Annotated in this window: 20 protein-coding genes; 10 read left to right on the top strand and 10 right to left on the bottom strand. The window is 69.0% G+C overall.

Going from position 1 to position 22,252, the window contains the following annotated elements; all coding sequences use genetic code 11:
* Positions 1–32: 32 nt before the first annotated feature.
* The 5 genes from F3H57_RS10560 to lpxB all read left to right on the top strand — a co-directional run bounded on the left by F3H57_RS10560 (position 33) and on the right by lpxB (position 4,098).
* A complete protein-coding gene (locus tag F3H57_RS10560; protein ID WP_149755886.1) occupies positions 33–728 on the top strand; it encodes a YoaK family protein in 696 nt (231 codons plus the stop codon).
* A 161-nt stretch (positions 729–889) separates the two neighbouring features.
* The gene (gene fabZ, locus F3H57_RS10555; protein ID WP_149755885.1) at positions 890–1,351 is read left to right on the top strand and encodes a 3-hydroxyacyl-ACP dehydratase FabZ; all 462 of its coding nucleotides are present in this window, start codon (positions 890–892) and stop codon (positions 1,349–1,351) included.
* Positions 1,348–2,136, top strand: coding sequence for an acyl-ACP--UDP-N-acetylglucosamine O-acyltransferase (gene lpxA, locus F3H57_RS10550; protein WP_149755884.1), 789 nt, complete (start codon positions 1,348–1,350; stop codon positions 2,134–2,136). The genes fabZ and lpxA overlap by 4 nt, the downstream gene beginning before the upstream one ends.
* Before the next feature lie 10 nt (positions 2,137–2,146).
* Positions 2,147–2,932 (top strand): LpxI family protein, encoded by a 786-nt coding sequence (locus F3H57_RS10545; RefSeq protein WP_149755883.1) that lies wholly within the window; start codon positions 2,147–2,149, stop codon positions 2,930–2,932.
* Positions 2,932–4,098 (top strand): lipid-A-disaccharide synthase, encoded by a 1,167-nt coding sequence (gene lpxB / locus F3H57_RS10540; RefSeq protein WP_149755882.1) that lies wholly within the window; start codon positions 2,932–2,934, stop codon positions 4,096–4,098. Before F3H57_RS10545 ends, lpxB begins: the two co-directional genes overlap by 1 nt.
* A gap of 127 nt (positions 4,099–4,225) precedes the next feature.
* Here the strand turns inward: lpxB and F3H57_RS10535 are convergent, their stop codons facing one another.
* Entirely contained in the window at positions 4,226–4,918 is a 693-nt protein-coding gene (locus F3H57_RS10535; protein WP_149755881.1) for an invasion associated locus B family protein, read from the bottom strand.
* A 566-nt stretch (positions 4,919–5,484) separates the two neighbouring features.
* Here F3H57_RS10535 and F3H57_RS10530 point away from each other — a divergent pair.
* The 4 genes from F3H57_RS10530 to F3H57_RS10515 are packed head-to-tail and all read left to right on the top strand — an operon-like array spanning position 5,485 to position 7,716.
* Positions 5,485–6,093 carry a VOC family protein gene (locus tag F3H57_RS10530; RefSeq protein ID WP_316633042.1) on the top strand — a complete coding sequence of 203 codons (609 nt, stop codon included), beginning with the start codon at positions 5,485–5,487 and terminating at the stop codon, positions 6,091–6,093.
* Positions 6,090–6,581, top strand: coding sequence for a GNAT family N-acetyltransferase (locus tag F3H57_RS10525; RefSeq protein ID WP_149755879.1), 492 nt, complete (start codon positions 6,090–6,092; stop codon positions 6,579–6,581). The genes F3H57_RS10530 and F3H57_RS10525 overlap by 4 nt, the downstream gene beginning before the upstream one ends.
* Positions 6,582–6,612: 31 nt before the next feature.
* Complete coding sequence (locus F3H57_RS10520) at positions 6,613–7,296, top strand: molecular chaperone DjiA (protein ID WP_149755878.1); 684 nt, start codon at positions 6,613–6,615, stop codon at positions 7,294–7,296.
* Positions 7,297–7,344: 48 nt separating this feature from the next.
* The gene (locus F3H57_RS10515; RefSeq protein ID WP_149755877.1) at positions 7,345–7,716 is read left to right on the top strand and encodes a hypothetical protein; all 372 of its coding nucleotides are present in this window, start codon (positions 7,345–7,347) and stop codon (positions 7,714–7,716) included.
* A 42-nt stretch (positions 7,717–7,758) separates the two neighbouring features.
* Here F3H57_RS10515 and F3H57_RS10510 read toward each other — a convergent pair whose 3' ends face one another.
* The 4 genes from F3H57_RS10510 to F3H57_RS10495 all read right to left on the bottom strand — a co-directional run bounded on the left by F3H57_RS10510 (position 7,759) and on the right by F3H57_RS10495 (position 13,494).
* Complete coding sequence (locus tag F3H57_RS10510) at positions 7,759–9,294, bottom strand: Ppx/GppA family phosphatase (RefSeq protein ID WP_149755876.1); 1,536 nt, start codon at positions 9,292–9,294, stop codon at positions 7,759–7,761.
* A 189-nt stretch (positions 9,295–9,483) separates the two neighbouring features.
* The gene (locus tag F3H57_RS10505) at positions 9,484–11,664 is read right to left on the bottom strand and encodes an RNA degradosome polyphosphate kinase (RefSeq protein WP_149755875.1); all 2,181 of its coding nucleotides are present in this window, start codon (positions 11,662–11,664) and stop codon (positions 9,484–9,486) included.
* 55 nt (positions 11,665–11,719) lie between these two features.
* Positions 11,720–12,421 carry a P-loop NTPase family protein gene (locus F3H57_RS10500; protein ID WP_149755874.1) on the bottom strand — a complete coding sequence of 234 codons (702 nt, stop codon included), beginning with the start codon at positions 12,419–12,421 and terminating at the stop codon, positions 11,720–11,722.
* A complete protein-coding gene (locus F3H57_RS10495) occupies positions 12,418–13,494 on the bottom strand; it encodes an AI-2E family transporter (RefSeq protein ID WP_149755873.1) in 1,077 nt (358 codons plus the stop codon). Before F3H57_RS10495 ends, F3H57_RS10500 begins: the two co-directional genes overlap by 4 nt.
* Positions 13,495–13,849: 355 nt before the next feature.
* Between F3H57_RS10495 and proS the strand changes: the two genes are divergently transcribed.
* A complete protein-coding gene (gene proS / locus F3H57_RS10490; RefSeq protein ID WP_149755872.1) occupies positions 13,850–15,193 on the top strand; it encodes a proline--tRNA ligase in 1,344 nt (447 codons plus the stop codon).
* Positions 15,194–15,354: 161 nt separating this feature from the next.
* Here the strand turns inward: proS and glmM are convergent, their stop codons facing one another.
* The 5 genes from glmM to F3H57_RS10465 all read right to left on the bottom strand — a co-directional run bounded on the left by glmM (position 15,355) and on the right by F3H57_RS10465 (position 22,170).
* Entirely contained in the window at positions 15,355–16,695 is a 1,341-nt protein-coding gene (gene glmM / locus F3H57_RS10485; RefSeq protein WP_149755871.1) for a phosphoglucosamine mutase, read from the bottom strand.
* A complete protein-coding gene (gene folP, locus F3H57_RS10480; protein WP_223163043.1) occupies positions 16,685–17,716 on the bottom strand; it encodes a dihydropteroate synthase in 1,032 nt (343 codons plus the stop codon). Before folP ends, glmM begins: the two co-directional genes overlap by 11 nt.
* 28 nt (positions 17,717–17,744) lie before the next feature.
* Positions 17,745–18,671, bottom strand: coding sequence for a dihydroneopterin aldolase (locus F3H57_RS10475; protein ID WP_149755870.1), 927 nt, complete (start codon positions 18,669–18,671; stop codon positions 17,745–17,747).
* 145 nt (positions 18,672–18,816) lie between these two features.
* Positions 18,817–19,428: a cell wall hydrolase gene (locus tag F3H57_RS10470; protein WP_149755869.1), complete on the bottom strand. Its 612-nt coding sequence runs from the start codon at positions 19,426–19,428 to the stop codon at positions 18,817–18,819.
* Positions 19,429–19,599: 171 nt separating this feature from the next.
* Positions 19,600–22,170, bottom strand: a complete 2,571-nt coding sequence (locus F3H57_RS10465) for a putative PEP-binding protein (protein ID WP_149755868.1) — start codon at positions 22,168–22,170, stop codon at positions 19,600–19,602.
* Positions 22,171–22,252 lie beyond the last annotated feature (82 nt).

Below are 22,252 nucleotides of genomic sequence, written 5' to 3'. Positions count from 1 at the left end.
CGCGCAATCCGCAGTCCCGCGGGGGATGAAAGATGCTGATCCGGGTGGGTCGCGATCGCAGCGAAAGGATCGACCTCGGCCTCGCCGGGGCACTTTCGCTGATCGCCGGGGCCCTCAATGCCGTCGGCTTCCTGGTGGCCGGTTCCTTCACCGCGAACATGACCGGCAACATCTCCTTGTTCACGGAACACTTGGCCCAGCGGCAGGTTCTGCTGGCGCTGTCGTTCCTGGGTCTGGTCGGCGCCTTCCTCTGCGGCGCCGGCCTCGCCGCCTTCGCCGTCCAGAGCGGCGTGCGGCGCGGGATGCGGTCGATCTATGCCTGGGCCATCGCGGCCGAGGCGGCTGTTCTTCTGCCGCTCGGCCTCTGGCTTCTGGCCCGGCCGGGCAGCGCGCCGGACTTTTTCCTGGTGAGCCTGCTCAGCTTCGTGCTCGGTTTGCAGAACGCGGTGACCACCATGATTTCCGGCGCGAGGGTGCGGACTACCCATGTCTCCGGCATCGTCACGGATCTCGGGATAGGTCTCGCGGCGCTCGCCGGGGGAGAAGAGGCGCGCGCCGACACCGTTCCCAGGCTCAAGCTCTACGGGCTCACTCTGGCCTGTTTCGCAGCCGGCGGCATCCTCGGTACGGTCCTTTTCAGCCGAACCGGCGCCTGGATTTTCCTGCTCGCCGCGTGCGGCCTGCTTGCCCTTTCGATGCCCCAGATCCTCCGCGCGCGCATGTCCTGACCGGCGGGAAGACGACCGTTGCCACCCACGGCAAGATGCCGTGAAATCCAGGCGCGACCGGGGGTGACCCGAATTACTCCCTGCGACGAACGAGGCCCGGCTTGCCGCCTCGCGCGTGCGTTGCTAGGGCTTTGCCGCAAAAAGCGCCCGAAGGACAGGATATGACAGACACGCTCGCCCGCGCCGACATCCAGCTGATCCAGCGGATCCTGCCGCACCGCTACCCGTTCCTGCTCGTCGACCGGGTGGAGGAGATCGACGGCACGCAGCGCGCGGTCGGGATCAAGAACGTCTCCATGAACGAGCCGCATTTCCAGGGCCACTTCCCCGGCACCCCGATCATGCCGGGCGTGACCATCGTGGAGGCGATGGCCCAGACCGCCGCGGTCATGGTCGGTGTGACGATGGAGCTCGCCGATCGCAACATGCTGATCTACTTCATGGGCATCGACAACTGCAAGTTCCGCCGCAAGGTCGTGCCGGGCGACGTGCTGCAAATGACGCTCGAGACGCTGCGCGGGAAGCCCGGCGGCAAGGTCTGGAGGTTCCGCGGCCACGCCGAGGTGGACGGCGACATGGCCTGCGAGGCCGAGTTCACTGCGATGATGGACCTGACGTCTTGAGCGACCCGGTCATTCACCCCAGCGCCGTGGTGGAACCGGGCGCGACGATCGGCCCGGGCTGCGAGATCGGCCCGTTCTGCCATATCGGCCCGGAGGTCACGCTCGGCCCCGATTGCGTCCTGAAAAGCCACGTCGTCGTCACCGGCGAGACCGAGGTGGGCGAGGGCACGACGATCTTTCCCTTCGCGGTGATCGGCGAGGTGCCGCAGGACCTCAAGTTCCGGGGCGAGAAGACGCGCCTGGTGATCGGCAAGCGCAACCGTATCCGCGAACACGTCACCATGAATTGCGGCACCGAGGGCGGCGGCGGCGTCACCCGGGTCGGCGACGACGGGCTCTTCATGGCCGGCTGTCACGTCGCGCATGATGCACAGGTCGGCAACAACGTGATCCTGGTGAACAACTCGGCGCTTGCCGGACATTGCGTGCTCGAGGACGAGGTGATCATCGGCGGGCTCTCGGGCGTGCACCAATGGGTGCGCGTCGGCCGCGGCGCGATCATCGGGGCGGTCACCATGGTGACCAACGACGTGATCCCGCACGGTCTGGTCCAGGCGCCGCGCGGGCGGCTCGACGGGCTCAACCTCGTCGGGCTGAAGCGCCGCGGCGTGGCGCGGTCCGACATCACCGCGCTGCGCGCCGCCTTCCAGATGCTCGCGCAGGGCGAGGGCGCCTTCTCCGAACGCGCCCGCCGCCTCGGGGACGAAACGCAAAGCGATTATGTCCGCGAGATCGTGAATTTCGTCCTCGCCGACACCGACCGGCATTTCCTGACGCCGGGCTGAGGGGGCAGGGGTGCTGGCTCTCATCACCGGGCGGGGGCGGCTGCCGCGTGCCGTCGCCGAGGCGCAGGAGACGCCGCCGCTGGTCTGCTCGCTCCAGGGCCACGCGCCCGAGGGGCTGGCGTCCGACCTGACCTTCCGGCTCGAACGGCTCGGCAGTCTGATGCGCGATCTGCGTCGGCGCGGGGTCGATCGGGTGTGCCTCTGCGGCGGCGTCGACCGGCCCGAGATCCGCCCCCTGGCCTTCGACTGGGCGACGCTGGCGATGGTACCGCGGCTCCTGCGTGCGCTCGGGCGCGGCGACGATGGCGCGCTGCGCGGCGCCATCGCGATGTTCGAGGCGCAGGGCTTCCGCATCGTCGCCGCGCACGAGGCGGCACCGACGCTCCTGCCCGATCCGGGGGTGCCGACGGCCGCCGCACCCGCCGCCGCCGAAACGGAGGCGCGCAAGGGTGACAGGGTGATCGAGGAAATGGGCCGCGCCGATCTCGGCCAGGCGGCGGTGATCCGTGGCGACACCATCGTCGCGCGGGAAAGCGAGGCCGGGACCGACGCGCTCCTGCGCGGCTTGGGGCCCAATGCGGCGGGCGCGGTGCTCTACAAGGCGCCCAAACCGGGGCAGGATCGCCGCGTCGATCTGCCCACGATCGGACCCGAGACCGCCGCCGGCGCTGTCGCCGCTGGCCTGCGCGGCATCGTGATCGAGGCCGGAGGCGTGATCGTCCTCGAACGGGACGAGGTGATCCGCCGGCTCGACGCGGCGGGGCTCTGGCTCTGGGTTCGCGAAAGGTCGACCTGATGCGCGTCTTCATCACCGCCGGGGAGCCGTCGGGCGACCGGCTCGGCGCCGCGCTGATGGCCGGCCTGACCGAAGCGACGGGCGGCGCGGCGCGCTTTTCCGGCATCGGCGGGCCGATGATGGCGGAGGAGGGGCTGCACTCGATCTTCCCGATGGACGAGATTTCCATCATGGGGATCGTCGAGATCCTCAAGGAATACCGGTCGCTCAAGCGCCGCATCCGGCAGACCGCCGAGGCCGCCATCGCCGCCGCGCCGGATGTCATCATCACCGTCGATCTGCCGGAATTTTCCCTGCGCGTGCTGGAGCTTGTGAAGGCCCGCGCGCCGCATCTGCGCTGCGTCCACTACGTCGCGCCCACGGTCTGGGCCTGGCGCCCGGGCCGGGCCGAGAAGATGGCGCCGCATGTCGACCAGGTCCTCGCCCTCCTCCCGTTCGAGCCGCCCTACATGCAGGCCGCCGGCATCGCTTGCGATTTCGTCGGCCACCCGGTGGTGAGCGAGCCGGTCGCAGGCGCGGCGGACGTGGCCCGCTTCCGGCTGACCGCCGGCCTGGGGGAGGCGCCGATGGCTCTGGTCCTGCCCGGATCCCGCCGGTCCGAGGTATCGCGCCTCGCGCCGGTTTTCGGCAAGGTGCTGGAGCGGGTGCATGCCGCGCGGCCCGACCTGCGTTTCGTGGTGCCGGCGGCGCCCGCCGTGGCCGGCGCGGTTCAGGCGGCGGCGGCCGACTGGCCCGGGCGGCCGCTGGTGCTCGATCCGCGCGACCTCGGGGCCGAAGGCCCGGCGCAGAAGCGCGCAGCCTTCGCCGCCGCGGACGTCGCGCTGGCCGCCTCGGGCACGGTATCGCTGGAGCTCGCGGCGGCGGCGACGCCGATGGTGGTGGCCTACGACATGAACTGGCTGTCACGCGTGGTGATCGGCCGGATGCTGCGCACCGACACGGTCACGCTGGTCAACCTTGTGTCGGAGACCCGCGCGGTGCCGGAATTCATCGGCCGCGCCTGCCGCCCCGAGCGGATCGCACCGGCACTTCTGGACGTGCTGGACAACCCCAGCGACCAGGCCCGCGCAATGGAGCTGACGATGCAGCGCCTGGGTCGTGACGGCCCGCCGCAGGGCCGCCGCGCGGCGGACGCCGTGCTGGCGGGACTTCGAGACGACGCGTAAAGCGTTGTCCTGTCGGCCTTGGCGCCGCGCCTGTCCATCTTTCGGTCCGGGCACCGGCCGAATCCGCCAAAAAAAGATCGCGCCCCCGAAGCGGCGCGATCTGCAGAAGGTCGGTACGCTGGTGCGCTTACTGCTGCGCCGCGCCCTGGCCCGGCTGGGTCGGCAGCTCCGCCGGTTCCAGCGTGTCAAAGCTGTCGGTGAAGCCGGCCAGGGACATCGTCGTCGAGACCTGCTGGTCCGGTGCGTCCGCGGGCACGATCGTCACGCGCGCCTCGGCTCCGGCCTTGAACTGGTTGAGCTGCGCCGCCGCGATCCCGGCGCGCGCCACGCAGCCCTCGCCCGAACACATCATGTAGGGGATCTGCTGCGGCGCACCGCCATCGATGGAGATTTCCAGCGGCTGCGTCAGCAGCGTGCGGAGCGGCACGACGATGTTGAGCCCGGCGGCGAATTGCGATCCCTGCGGCGGCTTGAACAGGTATGCCTCGGCCAGCGGCTGATCGTCGTTGGCGGTCAGCAGCTGGAACATCTGGCACTGGGCTTCGGTGCCGTCGGGAAAGCGGATGCACTGCACCTGCCAGTCCTCGTTCTCGGCCTTGACGAACGCTTCGGGCTGGGATTGCTGCATGCCCTGCAAGCCCATGTCGGCATCGGGGTTGGGGCCGGGCGCGTCCTCGCCGCCCTCAGTCGGCGCCGCGTCGTCCGCAGGTGCTTCGGCTGCGCCCTCGGCGGGCGCATCTGCCGTGTCGTCCTGCGCCAGCGCGGGCCCTGCCGCCATCAGCGCGGCAATGAGCGAAAGGTGCGTGAGTCTGATCGTCATAGGCTCCTCCGAGCGGTGTCCGTCACATCGATCCCGCGCCGCATAGCACGCGCGCCCGGGGAAAGTGAAGCGGGCCTGTCAGGCTGGCAAAGCCCCGACACAGACCACAAAAAAGGAGCCTCCAGGAGGCTCCTTTTTCCCTTCGTGCGGACCCTTTGCGGATCTGCTTTCTCCCTGCCGGACCGGCCGACTTTGTCATTGCTCGGGACGCTACGATGGCGGTTTCACTCGGTCAACAGGCAAAATCGTGCCGACGATGCCACAGATCAAAAAAAAAGGCCGCGTCCGGAGACGCGGCCAGTCTGACAGGGAGGAAGTCTGCCCGGACCCGAAGAGGACATGTGATCCGGACAGCTTTGTTGTGGCACGCAAAGATTAAATAAGTGTGGGGACGTGCGTACGCGCGCATGACCGCGGCCGCGCATGATGCCTCCGCGGGCCGGTCAGCGCCGGGGCCTGCCGGCCAAATTGCGCAGACCCCTCAATTTTTCGCGTGCATCCACGCCTCGTCGGACGCAATGAATAGGAATGGCCATTCGGAAGACGCTGCAAGACCGGACATGCTGATGCTCGACCATCTCGTGGTCGCTGCCGAGACCCTCGAAGAGGCGGCCTCGCACGCCGAAGCGGCGCTCGGTCTGCCGCTCGCCCCCGGCGGCAAGCATGCACGTTACGGCACCCATAACCGTGTCGCGGGGCTCGACGAGGATCTGTATGTCGAAGCGATCGCCGTGGATCCGGCGGCCGAGCCGCCGCGAGAGCCGCGCTGGTTCGGACTCGACCGGTTCGCGGGGCCCGCGCGGCTCGACAAGTGGGTGGTGCGGGTGCCCGACCTGGCGTCGGCGCTCTCGGATCTGCCAATGGCCGGCCGCCCGGTGGAGATGCGGCGCGGCGCGCTCGAATGGGTGATGGCGGTGCCCGAGGACGGCGAGTTGCCCTTCGACGGAGTCTTTCCCGCCCTGATCGAATGGCGAAGCCCGGTGCCCGCCGGCGCGGCACTCGATTCGACCGGCTGGCGCGTCGACGGGCTCGTCGTGATGCACCCGGAGGCCGAGGCGCTATCGGCGCTGCTGGCGCCGCGCCTGGGCGCGGCGCCGGTGCGCTTCGCGGCCGACCCGGTGCCGGGGCTGCGCGCGGACCTCGTCCGGCAGGGGCGGCGCCGGATCCTGCAATGACCGTCCGCCCGGCCACCGCCAGCGATGCGGCCGCCATCGCCGCCATCATCAACCCGATCATCACCGGGACAACGATCACCTTCGCGGCGGACCCGCGCGCACCGTCGCAGATACGGGACTCCATTGCCGCCAGCCGCGGCGCCTATTTCGTCGTCGAACAGGGCGGCGCGGTCGCGGGCTTTTGCAATTACACCCCGTTTCGCGGCGGCGCGGGCTACGCGCGCACCTTGGAACATACCGTCGTGCTGGCGTCCGGCGCGCGCGGAGCCGGGCTCGGCCGGGCGCTGATGACGGCCCTCGAAGCCCATGCCATCGCGGCGGGCGGCCGGTCGCTCGTCGCCGCGATCAGCGCGGAGAACGAAGGCGGGCTGCACTTCCACGCAGCGCTGGATTTCACCGAGGTGGGGCGCGTGGCACAGGCGGGGCACAAGTTCGACCGCTGGATAGATCTGGTGCTGATGCAGAAAATGCTGCACGGCAGCGCCTGACATCCCCGTCACGCTGCCCTACACTCGCGACATGTCGATCTGGACCCGCATCATCGAGGCGCTCTCAGCCCTCGCCAACGGCGAGAGCCTCGCCGCGGTCTTCGACCGTTTGCGCGGACCGCGCGAACGGTCGGTGGCCTTTGCCATCGCGGTCATCGCGCTCTCGGCGAAGATGGCCAAGGCGGACGGGCTCGTCACCCGCGCCGAGGTTACGGCCTTCCGCGAGGTGTTCCACATCGCGCCGGAGGACGAGGCCGGTGCCGCGCGGGTCTTCAACCTCGCCCGGCAGGACGTGGCGGGCTACGAGGAATACGCCCGCCGCATCAAGGACATGTTCGGTGAGGACACCGGCACTCTCTGCGACCTGATGGAGGGGCTGTTTCACATTGCGCTTGCCGATGACAGCTACCACCCGGCCGAGGACAGGTTCCTGTCGAAGGTGGCCGAGATCTTCGGCATAGACGACATGCGCTTCCAGGCGCTGCGCGCGCGGTACGTGCCGGATGCCGAACCGGATCCCTATACTGTGCTCGGTGTCGATCCCTCGATGTCTCTGGAAGAGATTCGCCGGGTCTGGCGCGGGCTGGTGCGCGACAGCCATCCGGACAGGATGGTGGCGCGCGGCCTGCCCGCCGAGGCGGTCAAGATGTCGGAAAAACGACTCGTGGCGATCAATCGCGCATGGGAAGAGATTGCCGATCGCCACGCCGCCTGAAGACGTGCGCGCCATTGCAGCGGCGCCGGACGCCCCTATTTGTGAGACATGCGCCATCTGATCGCCATCCCGCTTGCGCTCTCGCTTCTGGCCGCCCCCGCTATGTCGCAGGACGCCGTGGAAGACGACGAGGGCCGCGGCTTTTCGCTGATGGAGCGGGGGGCGCAGTTGTTCTTTCGCGGCATGATGGACGAGATGGAGCCGGCTTTGCGCGATCTGCGCGCGCTGGCCGAAGATCTTGGCCCTGAATTGCAGGATTTCGTCTCGGAGATGGGGCCGGCGCTGCGCGGCGTGCTGGAGAGGGTGGAGGACTGGTCCGCCTATCATCCGCCCGAGATCCTGGACAACGGCGACATCATCATGCGCCGCAAGGCGGACCGTCCGCCGCTCGCAGATCCCTCGGATGACGTCGACATCTGACGCGTGTGGCGGGCCCGATGGGCAGATTGTCCACCCCACAGGCTACCCGACCCGGACCTCCGTCTCGGCGTCTAGAGAGCCTGCCAGCGACTTGAACCGCGCTTCCGCGACCTCTCCGAAAAGCGCCGCCGCGCCCTCGGTCAGTTCCAGCCGTAATATCCGCGCAAGGGGATCCCATTTCAGCCGCGCACCCGAGGTGCTTTCCTCCGACATCCACAGCATGGCGCCGAATCGCAGTGCCTTTCCGAGGATCTCCGCCCCACGGGTTTCGTCTGCGTCCAGAAGCGTGCCGAGATGCTCGAACCGCGAGCCTTCACGCTTGTTGCGGTAGCGGTGCAGCAATGCGAGCCCCAGGAACACCCGCTCGGAATGTTTCAGCCCGCCGAGATTGGCGCGCGTGGCGTTGTCGAAACAGGTCTCGGCGCGGTAGTCTGGATGGGCGCGCCAGCTCACGTCGTGCAGCAGGCAGGCGGCCTTCACCAGCCGCATTCGCGCCGGCCCGGCATCGGGAAAGAGCGGGCGCACGAAGTCGAAGAGCCGCCGGCCGAAGCCGGGCAGGCGGGCGTCCTTGGCCTCCGCGAAATAGCACGATTCGATCAGGGGATCGCGGTCGCGCAGCCGCTGCGGCATCTGCTCGTAGAGAAGACCCTCGCGGATGCCATAGCTCGAGATCGCGATGTCGGCCGGGGTGAACTGGCTGACCAGCCGCCTAAGCACCTCGGAGGCGTAAGGCACCAGCGCCGCGCGCGAGGAAGACAGCCCGCAGCGCCCGCGCAGCTCCTCCATGTCGGCCTTCTCGATGTATTTCGCGGTATCGGCGACGGCGTCGGCATCCATGCGGTATTCATGCAGCACGTGCAGCGGGTAGCCGCGCCGCTCCATGTCGATCCGCGCGATCGCCCGCCACGACCCGCCCACGAGGAAAAGCCGGTCGCGCTGCGTGCCCATCGTGTTGGCAAGTTCGGACATCACTTCCTTGATGTGTTTCTCGCGCGCCTTCTTGCCGCCGTCCATATCTCGCAGCTTGAGCGGCCCGAGGGGCGAGCTCACCCGCCGGCCCACGCTGCCGCCCGAGATTTCCGCCAGTTCCATCGAGGAGCCGCCGATATCGCAGACCAGGCCGTAGCTGCCCGGCCAGCCCAGCAGTACGCCCTGTGCCGACAGGCGCGCTTCCTCCTCGCCGTCGATCACCCAGATCGTCAGCCCGGTCTCCTCGTTGACCTCGGCGCGGAAGTCCGGCCCGTCCTCGGCATCGCGCACAGCGGCGGTGGCGACCAGCGTCAGCGGCGCGTTCATGCCCTCGGACAGAAGCGCGAAACGGCGCAGCGCGGCCAGCGCGCGGGCGCGTCCCTCGGGGTTCAGGCGTCCGGTCTCGGACATGCCGGCGCCCAGGCCGCACATGATCTTCTCGTTGTAGAAATAGGCAGGTGAGCGGGCGGCCCCGTCGAACACCACCAGCCGGACCGAGTTCGATCCGATGTCGACGACACCGACGCGCGACAGAGCGCGCGCGTCCTGGTCGGCAAAGAGCGGTCGCCCGAACGGGCCCCAATCGGCGTGTTCCGCCTCGGCATCCATGGTGTCGGTGTCCCTCGGGTGACGTGCCACGACGCGGTGTCTGACAAGCGGCTTGCGGGGCGTCAAGTTCCCTTGGGCCGGCGCCCTTGCGTCAGCAGGGGGTTGGCGGGGCCCAGAACCATGGTCGGAAGGCCGGAAACGGGCGACATTGTTCGGACGATGCCCTCTATGGCCCGGCTTCACTCGCGCTCAGTCGTCCCGGCCGTGTGTCAGCACCGGCACGTCCGCCGCGCCGGCCGAGCCGCGGCCCGACAGCGACGGGTTCTCCATGAAGAAACGGTGGCAGTTGAAGGCGAACTCGCCCTCCGGCACCGGCTCCCGCACGAAATGACCGTCGGGCTGCATAACCCAGCTCTGCGCTACGTCGGCGAGGTTCGCCGCCATGATCTGGCTGACGATCTGCGCCTTCACCGTGTCGTTCCGGATCTCGACCAGGTGCTCGATCCGGCGGTTGAGGTTGCGCCCCATCCAGTCGGCCGAGGACATGAACACCCGCGCCTTGGGATGCGGCAGCCCGTGGCCGTTGCCGAAACAGATGATGCGGCTGTGTTCCAGGAATCGCCCGACGATGGACTTCACCCGGATGTTCTCAGACAGGCCTGTCACGCCGGGCCGAATGCCGCAGATGCCGCGGATCACCAGGTCGATCTTCACGCCCGCCTGTCCCGCGCGGTAGAGCGCGTCGATGATGTCGGGCTCGATCAGCGAATTCATCTTCACCCAAGCCTGCGCCGGCCGGCCGGCGCGGGCGTGCTCGATCTCCTTTTCGAGCATCTCGAGCAGCGAGGATTTCAGCGTGTGGGGCGAGATCGCGATGTTCTCCAGCCCCTCGGGATAGGCGTAGCCCGACAGGTAGTTGAACACCTTGGCCGCATCGCGCCCCAGCGCCGCGTCGCAGGTGAACAGCGACAGGTCGGTGTAGATCTTCGCGGTGATCGGGTGGTAGTTGCCCGTCCCCCAATGCGAATAGGTCACCAGCCGGTTGCCCTCGCGGCGCACCACCTGGGCGATCTTGGCGTGCGTCTTCCATTCCAGGAAGCCGTACACGACATGCGCCCCCGCGCGCTCCAGCCGCCGCGACTGGCGGATGTTCGCGGCCTCGTCGAAGCGCGCCTTCAGTTCCACCAGCGCGGTCACCGACTTGCCATCCTCGGCCGCCTCGCACAGCGCCTCCACGATCGGAGAGTTGCGCGACGTGCGATAAAGCGTGTTCTTGATCGCCACCACGTCGGGATCCATCGCCGCCTGCCGCAGGAAGCGGATGACCATGTCGAAGGTCTCGTAGGGATGGTGCAGCAGCATGTCCTTCTGGCGGATCGCCGCGAACATGTCGCCGTCATGGTCCTGCACCCGTTCGGGCACCCGCGGCGTGTAGGACGGCCACAGAAGGTCCGGCCGTGCGTCCAGCACCAGCTCCTTGGTGTCGACGACGCCGACCATGCCGTCGAGCTCCACGATCTCGTCGCCGCGCACGTGCAGCTCGCGCATCACGATGCCCTTGAGCTTCTCCGGCGCCCCGGCCGAGATCGTCAGCCGCACCACCTCGCCGCGGCGGCGGCGCTTCAGGGCGACCTCGAATTCCCGCACGAGATCCTCGGCCTCTTCTTCAAGTTCGAGGTCGCTGTCGCGCAGAACCCGGAAGCCGAAATGGTCCGACGCGGTGTAGCCGGGAAAGAGCGCGTCGAGATGCAGAAGCAGCAATTCCTCCAGCAGGATGAACCGATGCTCCCCGGGTTCTGCCGGCAGCGCCACGAAGCGGTCGATCTGCTGCGGAATCGGCAGAAGCGCCTGCAGACCGCCCTCTTTGCCGCGCGGCTTTTCCAGCTGCAGCGCGAGGCAGTAGCCGAGATTGGCGATGAACGGGAACGGGTGCGCGGGGTCGATCGCAAGCGGTGACAGGATCGGGAACACCTGGTCGAGAAAGACCTCGCGCAGATGCGCGCGGTCGGCATCGGTCAGGTCCGGCCGCCCGACGATGTGGATGCCTTTTGCATCCATTTCCGTCCGCAGCTCGCCCAGGACGCGCTGCTGCGCGGCCATCAGCTCTCGCGCGACGGCGTCGATCTGCGACAGTTGCTGCGCCGGGGTCAACCCATCGGCCGCCGGCGTGGTGTTGCCCGCCTGGGTCAGCTCGCGCAGGCCGGCGACGCGCACGGTGTAGAACTCGTCGAGGTTCGACGCCGAAATCGACAGGAACCGCACCCGTTCGAGCAGCGGCACCCGCGGGTTCTCCGCCTCTTCGAGGACGCGCCAGTTGAAGCCGAGCCAGCTTAGTTCGCGGTTGATGAAGCGGCCGGGGCCGGTCGGGTCGATGTCGGGCATCTCGACCGGATCGGGCAGGGGCGCCTTGAGAAAATCAGCCTGGGTCATGCCCGCTGTATCCGCGCCTGCCGTGACAGTTTCGTGACTCTGTGCGGTCTTGGGGTCAGTCATCGTCGGTCTCCGGCTCGAGGCGTGACAGTGTCTCACGCGCAAGCGGCAGCGTCACGCGGGATCGGCGGGACAGGGCCTGACGGTCGATTTCCCCGACGAGTCGCCGCGCGGATGCGAAAGACCGCGGCATCCGCCGCACGAGGTAGGGGATCACCTGCGGCGCGGGATCGAGCTGCCGGTCGTGGAACAGCTTCGCCATCACCGCGCCCAGCAGCGCGTCGTCCGGTGCCGAGAGCCGCACGAACTGCGTGCCCATCAGCCGGCTCGCCAGGTCCGGAAGCTGAAGACCGAGCTGAGCCGGCGGCACATGCGCCGTCATCAGAAGCGCGTGCCCCTCGGCCAGGACGAGGTTGTGCAGGTGAAATAGCGCGGCCTCGCCGTCCGCGTCACCGGCGATCGCGCCGACATCCTCCACGCAGACCGGACGGTCGGCGAGATCGGGGATCTCCGCCTGCGCCAAGGCTGTCGCCGCGACGATACGCCCCCCGCTTTCTTCCTGCCAGACATGGGCAAGGTGGGTCTTGCCCGCGCCCGCCGGGCCGACCAGCGAGAATTTCGATCCCGGCCAGGCACGCCACATGTCGATTTGCGCCACCGCCATCGCGTTGGCCTCGGCGACGAAGAAGTCCTCGCGGCCGAAGGCCGGCCGGACCGGCAGGTCGAAGACGAGTTGTTCGCGCTCAGGGCCTGTCATCGGTGGCCTCCCGGCGTGGTGTCGGTGTCGCCGAGATAGAGCCGCGAGCTCTTGTATTGCGCCACCAGGAACCGCGCGACCACGCCCAACACCGCGGCCACCGGCACCGCGACCAGGAGCCCGACAAAGCCGAAAAGCGTGCCGAAGACCGACATCGCCAGCAGCAGCCAGACCGGGTGCAACCCCACCGAATCGCCCACGAGCTTGGGCGTGAGCACATTGCCCTCGATCACCTGGCCGATCTGGAAGATCGCCGCCACAGCGGCGATCCACAGCCAGTCGCCCCAGAACTGGAAGAAGGCGAGCCCGATGGCCAGTGCCCCGCCGACGATGGCGCCGACATAGGGAATGAAGGTCAGAAGACCCGCGATCACCCCGACGACGAGGCCGAACTGCAGGCCCACCGCCATCAGCGCCAGCGCGTAGTAGGCCCCGAGGATCAGGCACACCGTGCCCATCCCGCGGATGAACCCGGCGAGCGTGTCGTCGATGTCGTGCGCCAGCTGCCGGATCGTCGGCGCGTGTTCGCGCGGCAGCAGCTCGTCGATCCGCGCCACCATCCGGTCCCAGTCCAGAAGCAGGTATACCGCCACCACCGGCACGATCACGAACAGCAGCAGGATCGACACCAGCGACGCCGCCGAGGTCAGCGCCGTCTGGATCAGCTCGCCGCCCTTCTGACGGATGGTCTCTCCCAGCGATGTCATCGTCTCGCGGAAAACGCTGTCCTCGGCCAGCACCTGCGGGAAGCGCTGCGCGAGGAAATCCTGGAGGTTGCGGAACAGCTCCGGCGCCGTCTGGATCAACTGCGTGGTCTGCTGCACCAGCGTCGGGATCACCAGCAGCGCCGCGACGATGAAGATCAGGATCGCGCAGATGGTGATGATCGCCGTCGCCATCGCCCGCGAGGCGCCCAGCCGCTCCAGCTTGTCGGCCAGGGGGTCGAGGAAATAGGCGATCGCGGCGCCGAGGATGAAAGGCAGGAGCACGTCACCCATGACCCATAGCACGACGGTCAGGACGATCGCCGCGATCCCCCAGTATTTCAGTTGCGTGCGGACGGGCAGGGTCATGTGTCGTATCCTTTCGCCTGCCCCCTTGTAGGTCAGCCTTGCACCGGCTGCCATGCGGGGCGTGGCCGCGGACGGGAAAATTGATGGCGGGCTCAGGGCACGAGGCGGGTCCGGGGGCCTCGCACGGCTGCCTCGCGGCAACAACCGGGGCCGCGGTTCTTCGGCGCAGCGCCCCGGGGCGGCGGGCGGTCATGGCGTCCGATCCGGCCGGGCAGGGCGCGCGCGACGGCGTTCGGTATATTAGACCGACGGACCGGCGGCGCGCGCATACGGTCCGTACGCTCCGGTCCATTGCACTCGCCCGGATCTTTCGCCTACATCGGCCCGGACAAGTCCTTGACGCCCCGGAGTCCCCATGCGCCTCAGCCGCTATTTCCTGCCCGTCCTGAAGGAGACGCCCTCGGAGGCGCAGATCGCCTCGCACCGGTTGATGCTGCGCGCGGGCATGATCAAGCAGCAATCCGCGGGCATCTATTCCTGGCTGCCGCTGGGCTACCGCGTGCTGAAGCGGATCGAAGAGATCGTTCACGAAGAACAGCAGAAGGCAGGCCATATCCCTCTTCTGATGCCGACGCTGCAATCGGCCGATCTGTGGCGCGAGTCGGGACGTTACGACGCCTACGGCCCCGAGATGCTGCGCATGCGCGACCGCCACGACCGCGACATGCTCTTCGGCCCCACGAACGAGGAGATGATCACCGACATCTTCCGGTCCCACGTGTCGTCCTACCGCGACTTGCCGATGACGCTCTACCACATCCAGTGGAAGTTCCGCGACGAGGTGCGCCCGCGCTTCGGCGTCATGCGCGGCCGCGAGTTCCTGATGAAGGACGGCTACAATTTCGACCTGACCTACGACGATGCTATGCACGCCTATAACCGCCATCTTGTCAGTTACCTGCGCACCTACGAACGCATGGGCCTGCAGGCGATCCCGATGCGCGCGGAATCCGGCCCCATCGGCGGCGACGACACCCACGAATTCCTCGTCCTGGCCGAGACGGGCGAGTCGGAGGTGTTCTACGACAGCGAGATCACCGATCTGAAATTCGGCGACCGCGCCATCGATTACGACGACCGCGCCCAGTGCCAGGCGGTGCTGGAGGAATTCACCTCGCGCTACGCCCGTACCGACGACACGCACAAGGAAGCGGTGTTCGAAGAGCGCGTGCCCGAAGAGCGCCGCCGCCACGCCCGCGGTATCGAGGTCGGTCAGATCTTCTATTTCGGCACCAAGTATTCGGAACCCATGGGCGCCACCGTGGTCGATCCCGAAGGCAACCGCGTTCCGGTCCACATGGGCTCCCACGGGATCGGCGTGAGCCGCCTGCTCGGCGCGATCATCGAGGCCAACCACGATGACAAGGGCATCATCTGGCCGGAGGGCGTGACGCCCTTCCATGTCGGCATCGTCAACCTGAAGACCGGCGACGAAGCCGCTGATTTGGCGTGCGAACAGATCTACAACGCGGTGACGGAGGCGGGTCTCGCGCCGCTCTACGACGACACCGACGACCGCGCCGGCGCGAAATTCGCGACGATGGACCTGATCGGCCTGCCCTGGCGCATCACCGTCGGCCCGCGCGGCCTGAAGAACGGCGTGGTGGAACTCACCTCCCGCCGCACCGGCGAGAGCGAGGAACTGCCCCCCGAACAGGCCGTCACCCGCCTCGCGCAGATCTACGCCGGCAAGCTCTGATCCCGGGCGCTGCCGGCGCCGCCCGATCGCGCCTCCCGGTTTCTTTGGGCCTCAAATACTCCCGCCGGAGGCGTCCCGGCCGCGCCGATATCCCGGCTGGTCGGACGCTCCGCGCGAGCGTGCAAGGCAGACAATCCAGGGCGTGCGGCTCGACCTTATCGTCAGGCCGCAGACTCGACCTCGGCGACGATGCCGTCGACGACCTGGGCCAGCAGCCCCTCGTCCTCGCATTCGGCCATCACCCGGATCAGCGGCTCGGTCCCCGACTTGCGGATCAGCACGCGTCCCTGGCCGCCCATGCGCGCCTCGGCGTCCCGGATGCGCGCCTGCACCGCCGCGACTTCGAGCGGCGCGCGCCCCGGCGTGTAGCGCACGTTCTTCAGAAGCTGCGGCACCGGCTCGAAATTCCGGGCGAGGCGGCTGGCCGGCTGGCCGGTGCGGGCCATCTCCGCGAGGAATTGCAGCGCCGCCATCAGCCCGTCGCCTGTGGTGGCGTGGTCGGTCATCACGATGTGGCCCGACTGCTCCCCGCCGAGGTTCCAACCGCCACGGCGCATCGCCTCCACCACGTAGCGGTCGCCCACGCCGGTCCGTTCGAGCCGCAGACCGCGGGCGCCGAGGTGCTTTTCGAGGCCGAGGTTCGACATCACCGTCGCCACCAGCGTGCCGTCCTTCAGCCGGCCTTCCTCGGCCCAGCGGGTCGCCATCAGCGCCATGAGCTGGTCGCCGTCCGCGACGGTGCCGGTCTCGTCGATCAGGATCACCCGGTCGGCGTCCCCGTCGAGGCAGATGCCGAGGTCGGCGCCGTGCGCCACCACCGTTTCGGCGGCGATGCGCGGCTTGGTGGAGCCGCAATCCTGGTTGATGTTGAATCCGTCGGGCTGCACCCCCAGCGGCACCACGTCGGCGCCGAGCTCCCACAGGACCTCGGGCGCGGTGCGGTAGGCGGCGCCGTTGGCGCAGTCGATCACCACCTTCATGCCGTCGAGCCGGATGTCCGGCACGGTCGATTTCACCCGCTCCTGGTAGCGGAAGCGGCCGTCGTCGATGCGGCGTGCGCGGCCGATATTGCCGGACTGCGCGGGCTCCACGCCCTCGGCCACCAGCGCCTCGATCTCCGCCTCCGCCTCGTCCGAGAGCTTGAAGCCGTCGGGGCCGAAGAACTTGATCCCGTTGTCGTGCGCCGGGTTGTGCGAGGCAGAGATCATGATGCCGAGATCGGCGCGCATCGAGGGCGTCATCAGCCCCACCGCGGGCGTCGGCACCGGACCGAGCAGCAGGACGTTCATGCCAGTGGAGGTCAGCCCGGCGGTCAGCGCGTTCTCGAACATGTAGCCCGAGCGGCGCGTGTCCTTGCCGATCACCACGCGGTGCACGCCGCCCGCCTCGCGCCGGAAATAGCGCCCGGCCGCGGCGCCGATGCGCAGCGCCATGTCGGCGGTCATCGGGTGGACGTTCGCCCGCCCGCGCACGCCGTCCGTTCCGAATAGTTCACGTCCCATCGTTCTGCCCCTTTACGGTCGCCTGCCAGACCTTCAGTGCGGCGTTTGTCTCTGCCACATCGTGTATCCGCAGAATCTGCACCCCCTGCGCCGCCCCGGCAAGCGCCGCGGCGACGGAGCCGGGGGCGCGGGCGGCGGCGTCCCGCTCACCGGTGATCGCGCCGATGAAACCCTTGCGCGACGCGCCGAGCAGGACCGGGCAGCCGAGGCCGTGGAACAGCGCGATCCCCTGCAGAAGCGCGAGGTTGTGCGCCAGCGTCTTGCCGAAGCCGATGCCGGGATCGACCACGATCTTCGTGCGTGGAATGCCCGCCGCCTCCAGCGCCGTGACCCGCCCGGCGAGCAGGTCGTAGACGTCCAGCAGCACGTTGTCGTAATGCGGTGCCTCCTGCATGGTCTTGGGATCGCCCTGGGCGTGCATCACGCAGACCGGAAGCCCGGCCTCGGCGCAGTAGGGCGCGAGCGTGTCATCGTAGGTGAAGCCCGACACGTCGTTGACCAGCGCCGCGCCGGCCTCGACCGCCGCGCGGGCCACGGGCGTCTTGCGGGTGTCGATCGACACCGGGGGCAGGGCGCCCGTCGCGATCCGCTCGATCACCGGCACGACGCGCGCCAGTTCCTCGTCCATGTCCACGGGATCGGAGCCGGGCCGGGTCGATTCGCCGCCGATGTCGATCATCTCCGCCCCGGCCTCGGCCATGGCATGGGCGTGCCGCACCGCGACCTCCGACGCGTCGAAGCGCCCGCCGTCCGAGAAACTGTCCGGCGTGACGTTGAGGATCCCCATGAGGCGCGATGCGCTCATGTCGAGCCCCGCGACCGGCGCGCGCGGCCCGGTCAGCGCCTCCGTCCAGGCGTCCGGCAGGGTGGCGGCATCGACCACTTCGGGCGCGGCGCCCCGCGCCAGCCGCAGCGCGTGGGTGAACCAGAGCGCCCCGCCGGCAAGCGGCAGCGCGGCGTCGGGGCGGGCGGGCCCGTGCTGGACGAGGGGACGGAAATATTCGGTCATGGGCAAGGGCATGTAAGAGCTTCGCGCCGAAGGCAAGCCCCTAGCCGAGCGTCGGGCCGACCTCAAGCGCGCGCACCGGAACGCCCGGTGCGTCGGGCGCGTCCGCCCCGACGACCAGCAACTCGCGCGCGGTCATCTCCGCCGCGAACCAGGCGGCGAGGCCGAGCGCGTCGCGCGTCCGCCCCTTCGGCCCGTCGGTGGCGTCGAGCACCATCTTCGACGGGGCCCAGATGCAGATCTGGCCGTTCTTCATCGCCCAGTCGAGTTCGGTCCGGGTGGAAACGACCTTGCCGCGCTCGTCGATCGCGGCGAGGCGCCAGCCGTTCTGTTCGATCGCCAGCAGGTCGATCCGCCGCTGCACCATCTTGTGGTCGAGTCGCGGCACCGCCAGATCGTGCGGGCCCACGCAGAAGATGATCGGTGCGCCCTCGGCCTCCAGCGTGTCGATCCACGCGCCGAGGCCCGGCGCTTCCATCGCCTCGTTCGACAGGAAGACGACGCGCGGATGCGGCCGCTCCTGCACCCGTTCGTCGAGCCGCGATTCGAGCTCCCGGCGCGAGCGCACGATCTCCACACCCAGCGCGCCGGGGCCGCGGTCGAGCTTCTCGATCCGCACGAAGGCGCGCAGGGCCTGCGGTTCGGCAAGGATGCGCTCCGCGACGCGTTCGGCGAGCGTCTCCAGCAGGTTCACGCGCTCCGTCGCCAGTTCTGCCGCGATTGCCTCGGTCACGCGGTCGTAGGACAGGATGCGGTCCACGTCGTCGTCGAGCGGTCCGGTGAACGGCACCACCTCAACCACGACGTTGAAATTGATGCGCTGCTTGGTGCCGCGCTCCGCCTGGAAGGCGCCGATCTCGACCTCGCGGATGTGGTCGCGCAGAGAAATGCGGTCGCGCGGCGCGTCGCCGGCGGTGGCGAGGCTGCGCTCCGTCGGATGGGCGAAGGCGAGGCGGATTTCGGAGGCCATGGCGCGTGTTCCCGGTGCCGAAGTTTCCGGACTGTAAACGCGCTTTGCGGCGGACCGCCACCCCTCGCCGCGCGCCTGTGCCGAACGGTTGCGAAAGGCGACGTGCATGAGCGACGACCGGCGGAGCCGGCCGTCCGGCCCGCCGTCACTTCATGGAGAGTTGCAGCGGCTGGCGGTAGAAGCGATGCACGCCGATCTGCGCGGTCATCGGAAAGCGGCTGGCCCAGCGGGGCGACACCGCCACGGTGTGATAATGCGTCGCGCCCTCGGTCAACTCGCGCGGAACGCCTTCCAGCATCAGGCTGGCGACCTTGCCGACCTGGCGCTTGGCCCCGGTCTCGTGCATCGCCTCGGAGGCGCCGTCGCAGGTGTAGGAGAATTGGCAGGTCTGGTTCACCACGCCGCAGACGCTGTCGGGGTATCGCGGGCTATCCACCCGGTTGAGAATCACTTCGGCTACGGCGAACTGGCCCTTTACGGTCTCGCCGCGCGCCTCGAAGTAGAGCGCCTCGGTCAGGCATTGCCAGTCGCGTCCGCCGGCCTCGAAGGGCTGGCCGGCCAGCCAGGCCTGATTGTAGCGCAGATCCTTGACGACGCTCTTGGGCGTCACCAGTCGTTGCAGATGCGCCGCGCTCGCAGCGTTCAGCGCGCGGGTTTCCTGCCGCAGGACCTTGGTGACGCCATCGTCGTCACCTTGCGCGTGGATCGGTGCCGCGCAGACCAGCGCAGCCAGTGTCGCAACCAGGACACGGAACATTGACACACCTCGTGATGTTATCCCCTTGCGTGCGCGATGCCCTGGCAGCCGGGCGGCACGCATCCGGGGTCGGCTAGAGAAACCGGAGCGGCCTGTCCAGATCGGGGCAGGGCGGTCGGCAATACTCTGCTTATTCCGTTTTCCGAATTTGTGAAAATTGCCGACGGAGCGTCAGCCGCGTTCGATCCTGTCGCGAATGGCGAGCTGCGCCGCGGCCAGCTGGGCCACCGGCACCCGGAATGGCGAGCAGCTGACATAGTCCAGTCCAATCGCCCGGCACACGTCGATCGAGGCCGGGTTGCCGCCATGTTCGCCGCAAAGCGACAGGCTGAGGCCTGGATGACCGCGGCGGCCGCGCTCAACCCCGATGCGCAGAAGCTCGCCCACGCCTTCGGCGTCGAGCACGTGGAACGGATCTTCCTCGAACATGCCAAGGGCGACATATTCGGACATGAATCGCCCCGCGTCGTCGCGCGACAGCCCGTAGGTCATCTGCGTCAGGTCGTTGGTGCCGAAGCTGAGGAACTGCACGTGCCGCGCCACTTCCTCGGCCAGCAGGCAGGCGCGCGGCGTCTCCACCATCACGCCGAGCTTGTAGTCGAAGTCGCGCCCGCGTTCGGCGCGCACCGCCGCGGCGACGGCGTCGATTCGCGTCCGCACGTGCTCCACCTCGCGCGGGGTGGAGACGAGCGGGATCATGATCTCGGGCACCACCGGGGCGCCGTCGCGTCTGGCCTCCAGCGTCGCCTCGAAGATGGCGCGCGCCTGCATGTCGTAGATCTCGGGGACGGTCACGCCGAGCCGGACGCCGCGCATGCCGAGCATGGGGTTGTATTCGCCCATGGATTCGATCCGTCGGCTCACTTCCGAGATCGGCAGGCCGAGCGATTCGGCCAGGTCGCGCACGCCGGCGCGGTCGACGGGCAGGACCTCGTGCAGCGGCGGGTCGAAGAGGCGGATGCAGACCGGCAGGCCGGTCATGATGCCGAAAAGCTCCGTGAAGTCCGCGCGTTGCATGGGCAGAAGCTGCCGAAGCGCGTCGCGCCGGTCCTCGGGGCCATCGGCGAAGATCATCTCGCGCATGACCGTCAGGCGGCCGGGCTCGAAGAACATGTGCTCGGTCCGGCACAGCCCGATGCCGCCGGCCATGAAGTTGCGGGCGGTCTGGGCATCGGCCGGCGTGTCGGCATTGGCGCGCACGCCGATGTCGCGCTCCGCGTCCGCCCAGGCCATGAGCGTGCGAAACGAATCGTCCAGCATCGCCTCAACCGTCGGCGGCGCGCCGGCCAGCACCGCGCCCTGTGTGCCGTCCACGGTGATCGTGTCGCCGGCGCGGAAGACGCGCCCGTCCTCGGCCCGAAGCTCGCCCCGCCGCAGATGGAAGGCCATGCGCCCGGCGCCCACGACGCAGGGCAGGCCGAGCCCGCGGCCGATCACCGCGGCGTGGCTGGTCATGCCGCCGCGTTCCGTCAGCACCGCGACCGCCGCGTGCATGCCGCGCACATCCTCGGGCGAGGTCTCGCGCCGCACCAGAACGCAGGGCTCGTCCCGCGCCGCGCTGGCCTGCGCCTCGGCCGCCGTGAAGACGATCCGGCCCGTCGCCGCCCCGGGGGAGGCCGCGACCCCGCGCCCGATCGTGTCCCGCAGGGCCTCGGGGTCGACCTGCCGGTGCAGAAGCTCCGACAGCGCCCGCGGCTCGACCCGCATCAGCGCCTCCTGCCGGGTGATGATGCCGTCACCCGCCAGCCGCACGGCGATGCGCACCGCCGCCCGCGACGAGCCGGTCACCATGACACCATCGAGAATGAAGAGCCGCCCGTTCTCGATGGTGAACTCGACCTGCATCTCGGCGCGGAGGCGCCGGCGCATCCGCGCGGCATGGGTCAGGATCTCCGAAAAGGCTTCCGGCGCCAGCTCCTCCAGGGACGGCCCGCGCGGGTCCCGTTCGAGATAGAGCGACGCGGCCCCCTTCTCGAGCGCCTCGCGTCCCTGGCTCTGGCTGAGATAGCGCCCGGTGATCTGCGGCAGGCCGGTGGCGGGGTTCACCAGTTGCAGCACGCCCGAACCGCATTCGCCGACCCCGAGGCCGAGCGCCATTTCCTGCACCACGAGCCCGAGCCCTGCATCCGCCGGCGCGCCCTTGGCCTGCCGCAAAAGCCGCGCCGTCGTGCCCTCCCACGCGCGCGCCATCGAGCGGAGAACCTCCGACAGTTGCACCGCCGGGTCCTGTGGAAACGGCTCCTCGGCCTCCTCTTCGTAGGCTGCGAGCGCGGCGGCGAGGCCGGCGGCCCCCTCGGCGTCGATATCGGCGAAGACATCCGGGTCGAGTCGCGCGACCTCCACCGCGTAGGCGTGCACGAAGCGGGTATAGAGCTGCGTCGCCGCCTCGGCGCCGATGCTGCGCGCGAGGCGCGCGAGGCGTTCATCGTTCAGCCCGACATTGAGGATCGCGCCCGGCCCGCCCCAGTCGGGATCCTCGGACGAGGGGCGCACGCAGAGAACGGCGCCGGGATTGAAGCTCTCCAGCAGGGCGTGGATGTCCGGCATCTTGCCGTGGGCGATGCCGCGCACCGTCTCGAAGGACAGTGCCACCGTCCGCGGCACGGGCAGATCGAGCCGGACGAGCCGTTGCAGGCACTTGGCACGTCCGCCATGGGTCGGCGACTGCACGGGCGCGGTCGGCGTGATCGGCGTGACGTCCCGGTCCTCGATCCCGGGGTTCTGCAGTGCGGCATCGTCCATGTCGCGCGCAGGATACGCCCGCCGCCGTCACAGGCAAGGGCGCGTTTGGCGCCGTCGCGTCAGGTTCTGGTGGGGGTGGGCA

This window comes from Roseivivax sediminis (assembly GCF_900112685.1).
Taxonomy (GTDB): domain Bacteria; phylum Pseudomonadota; class Alphaproteobacteria; order Rhodobacterales; family Rhodobacteraceae; genus Roseivivax; species Roseivivax sediminis.
Note: the sequence above shows the minus strand (reverse complement) of the source record. Positions and strands in the feature narration are given on the sequence as shown.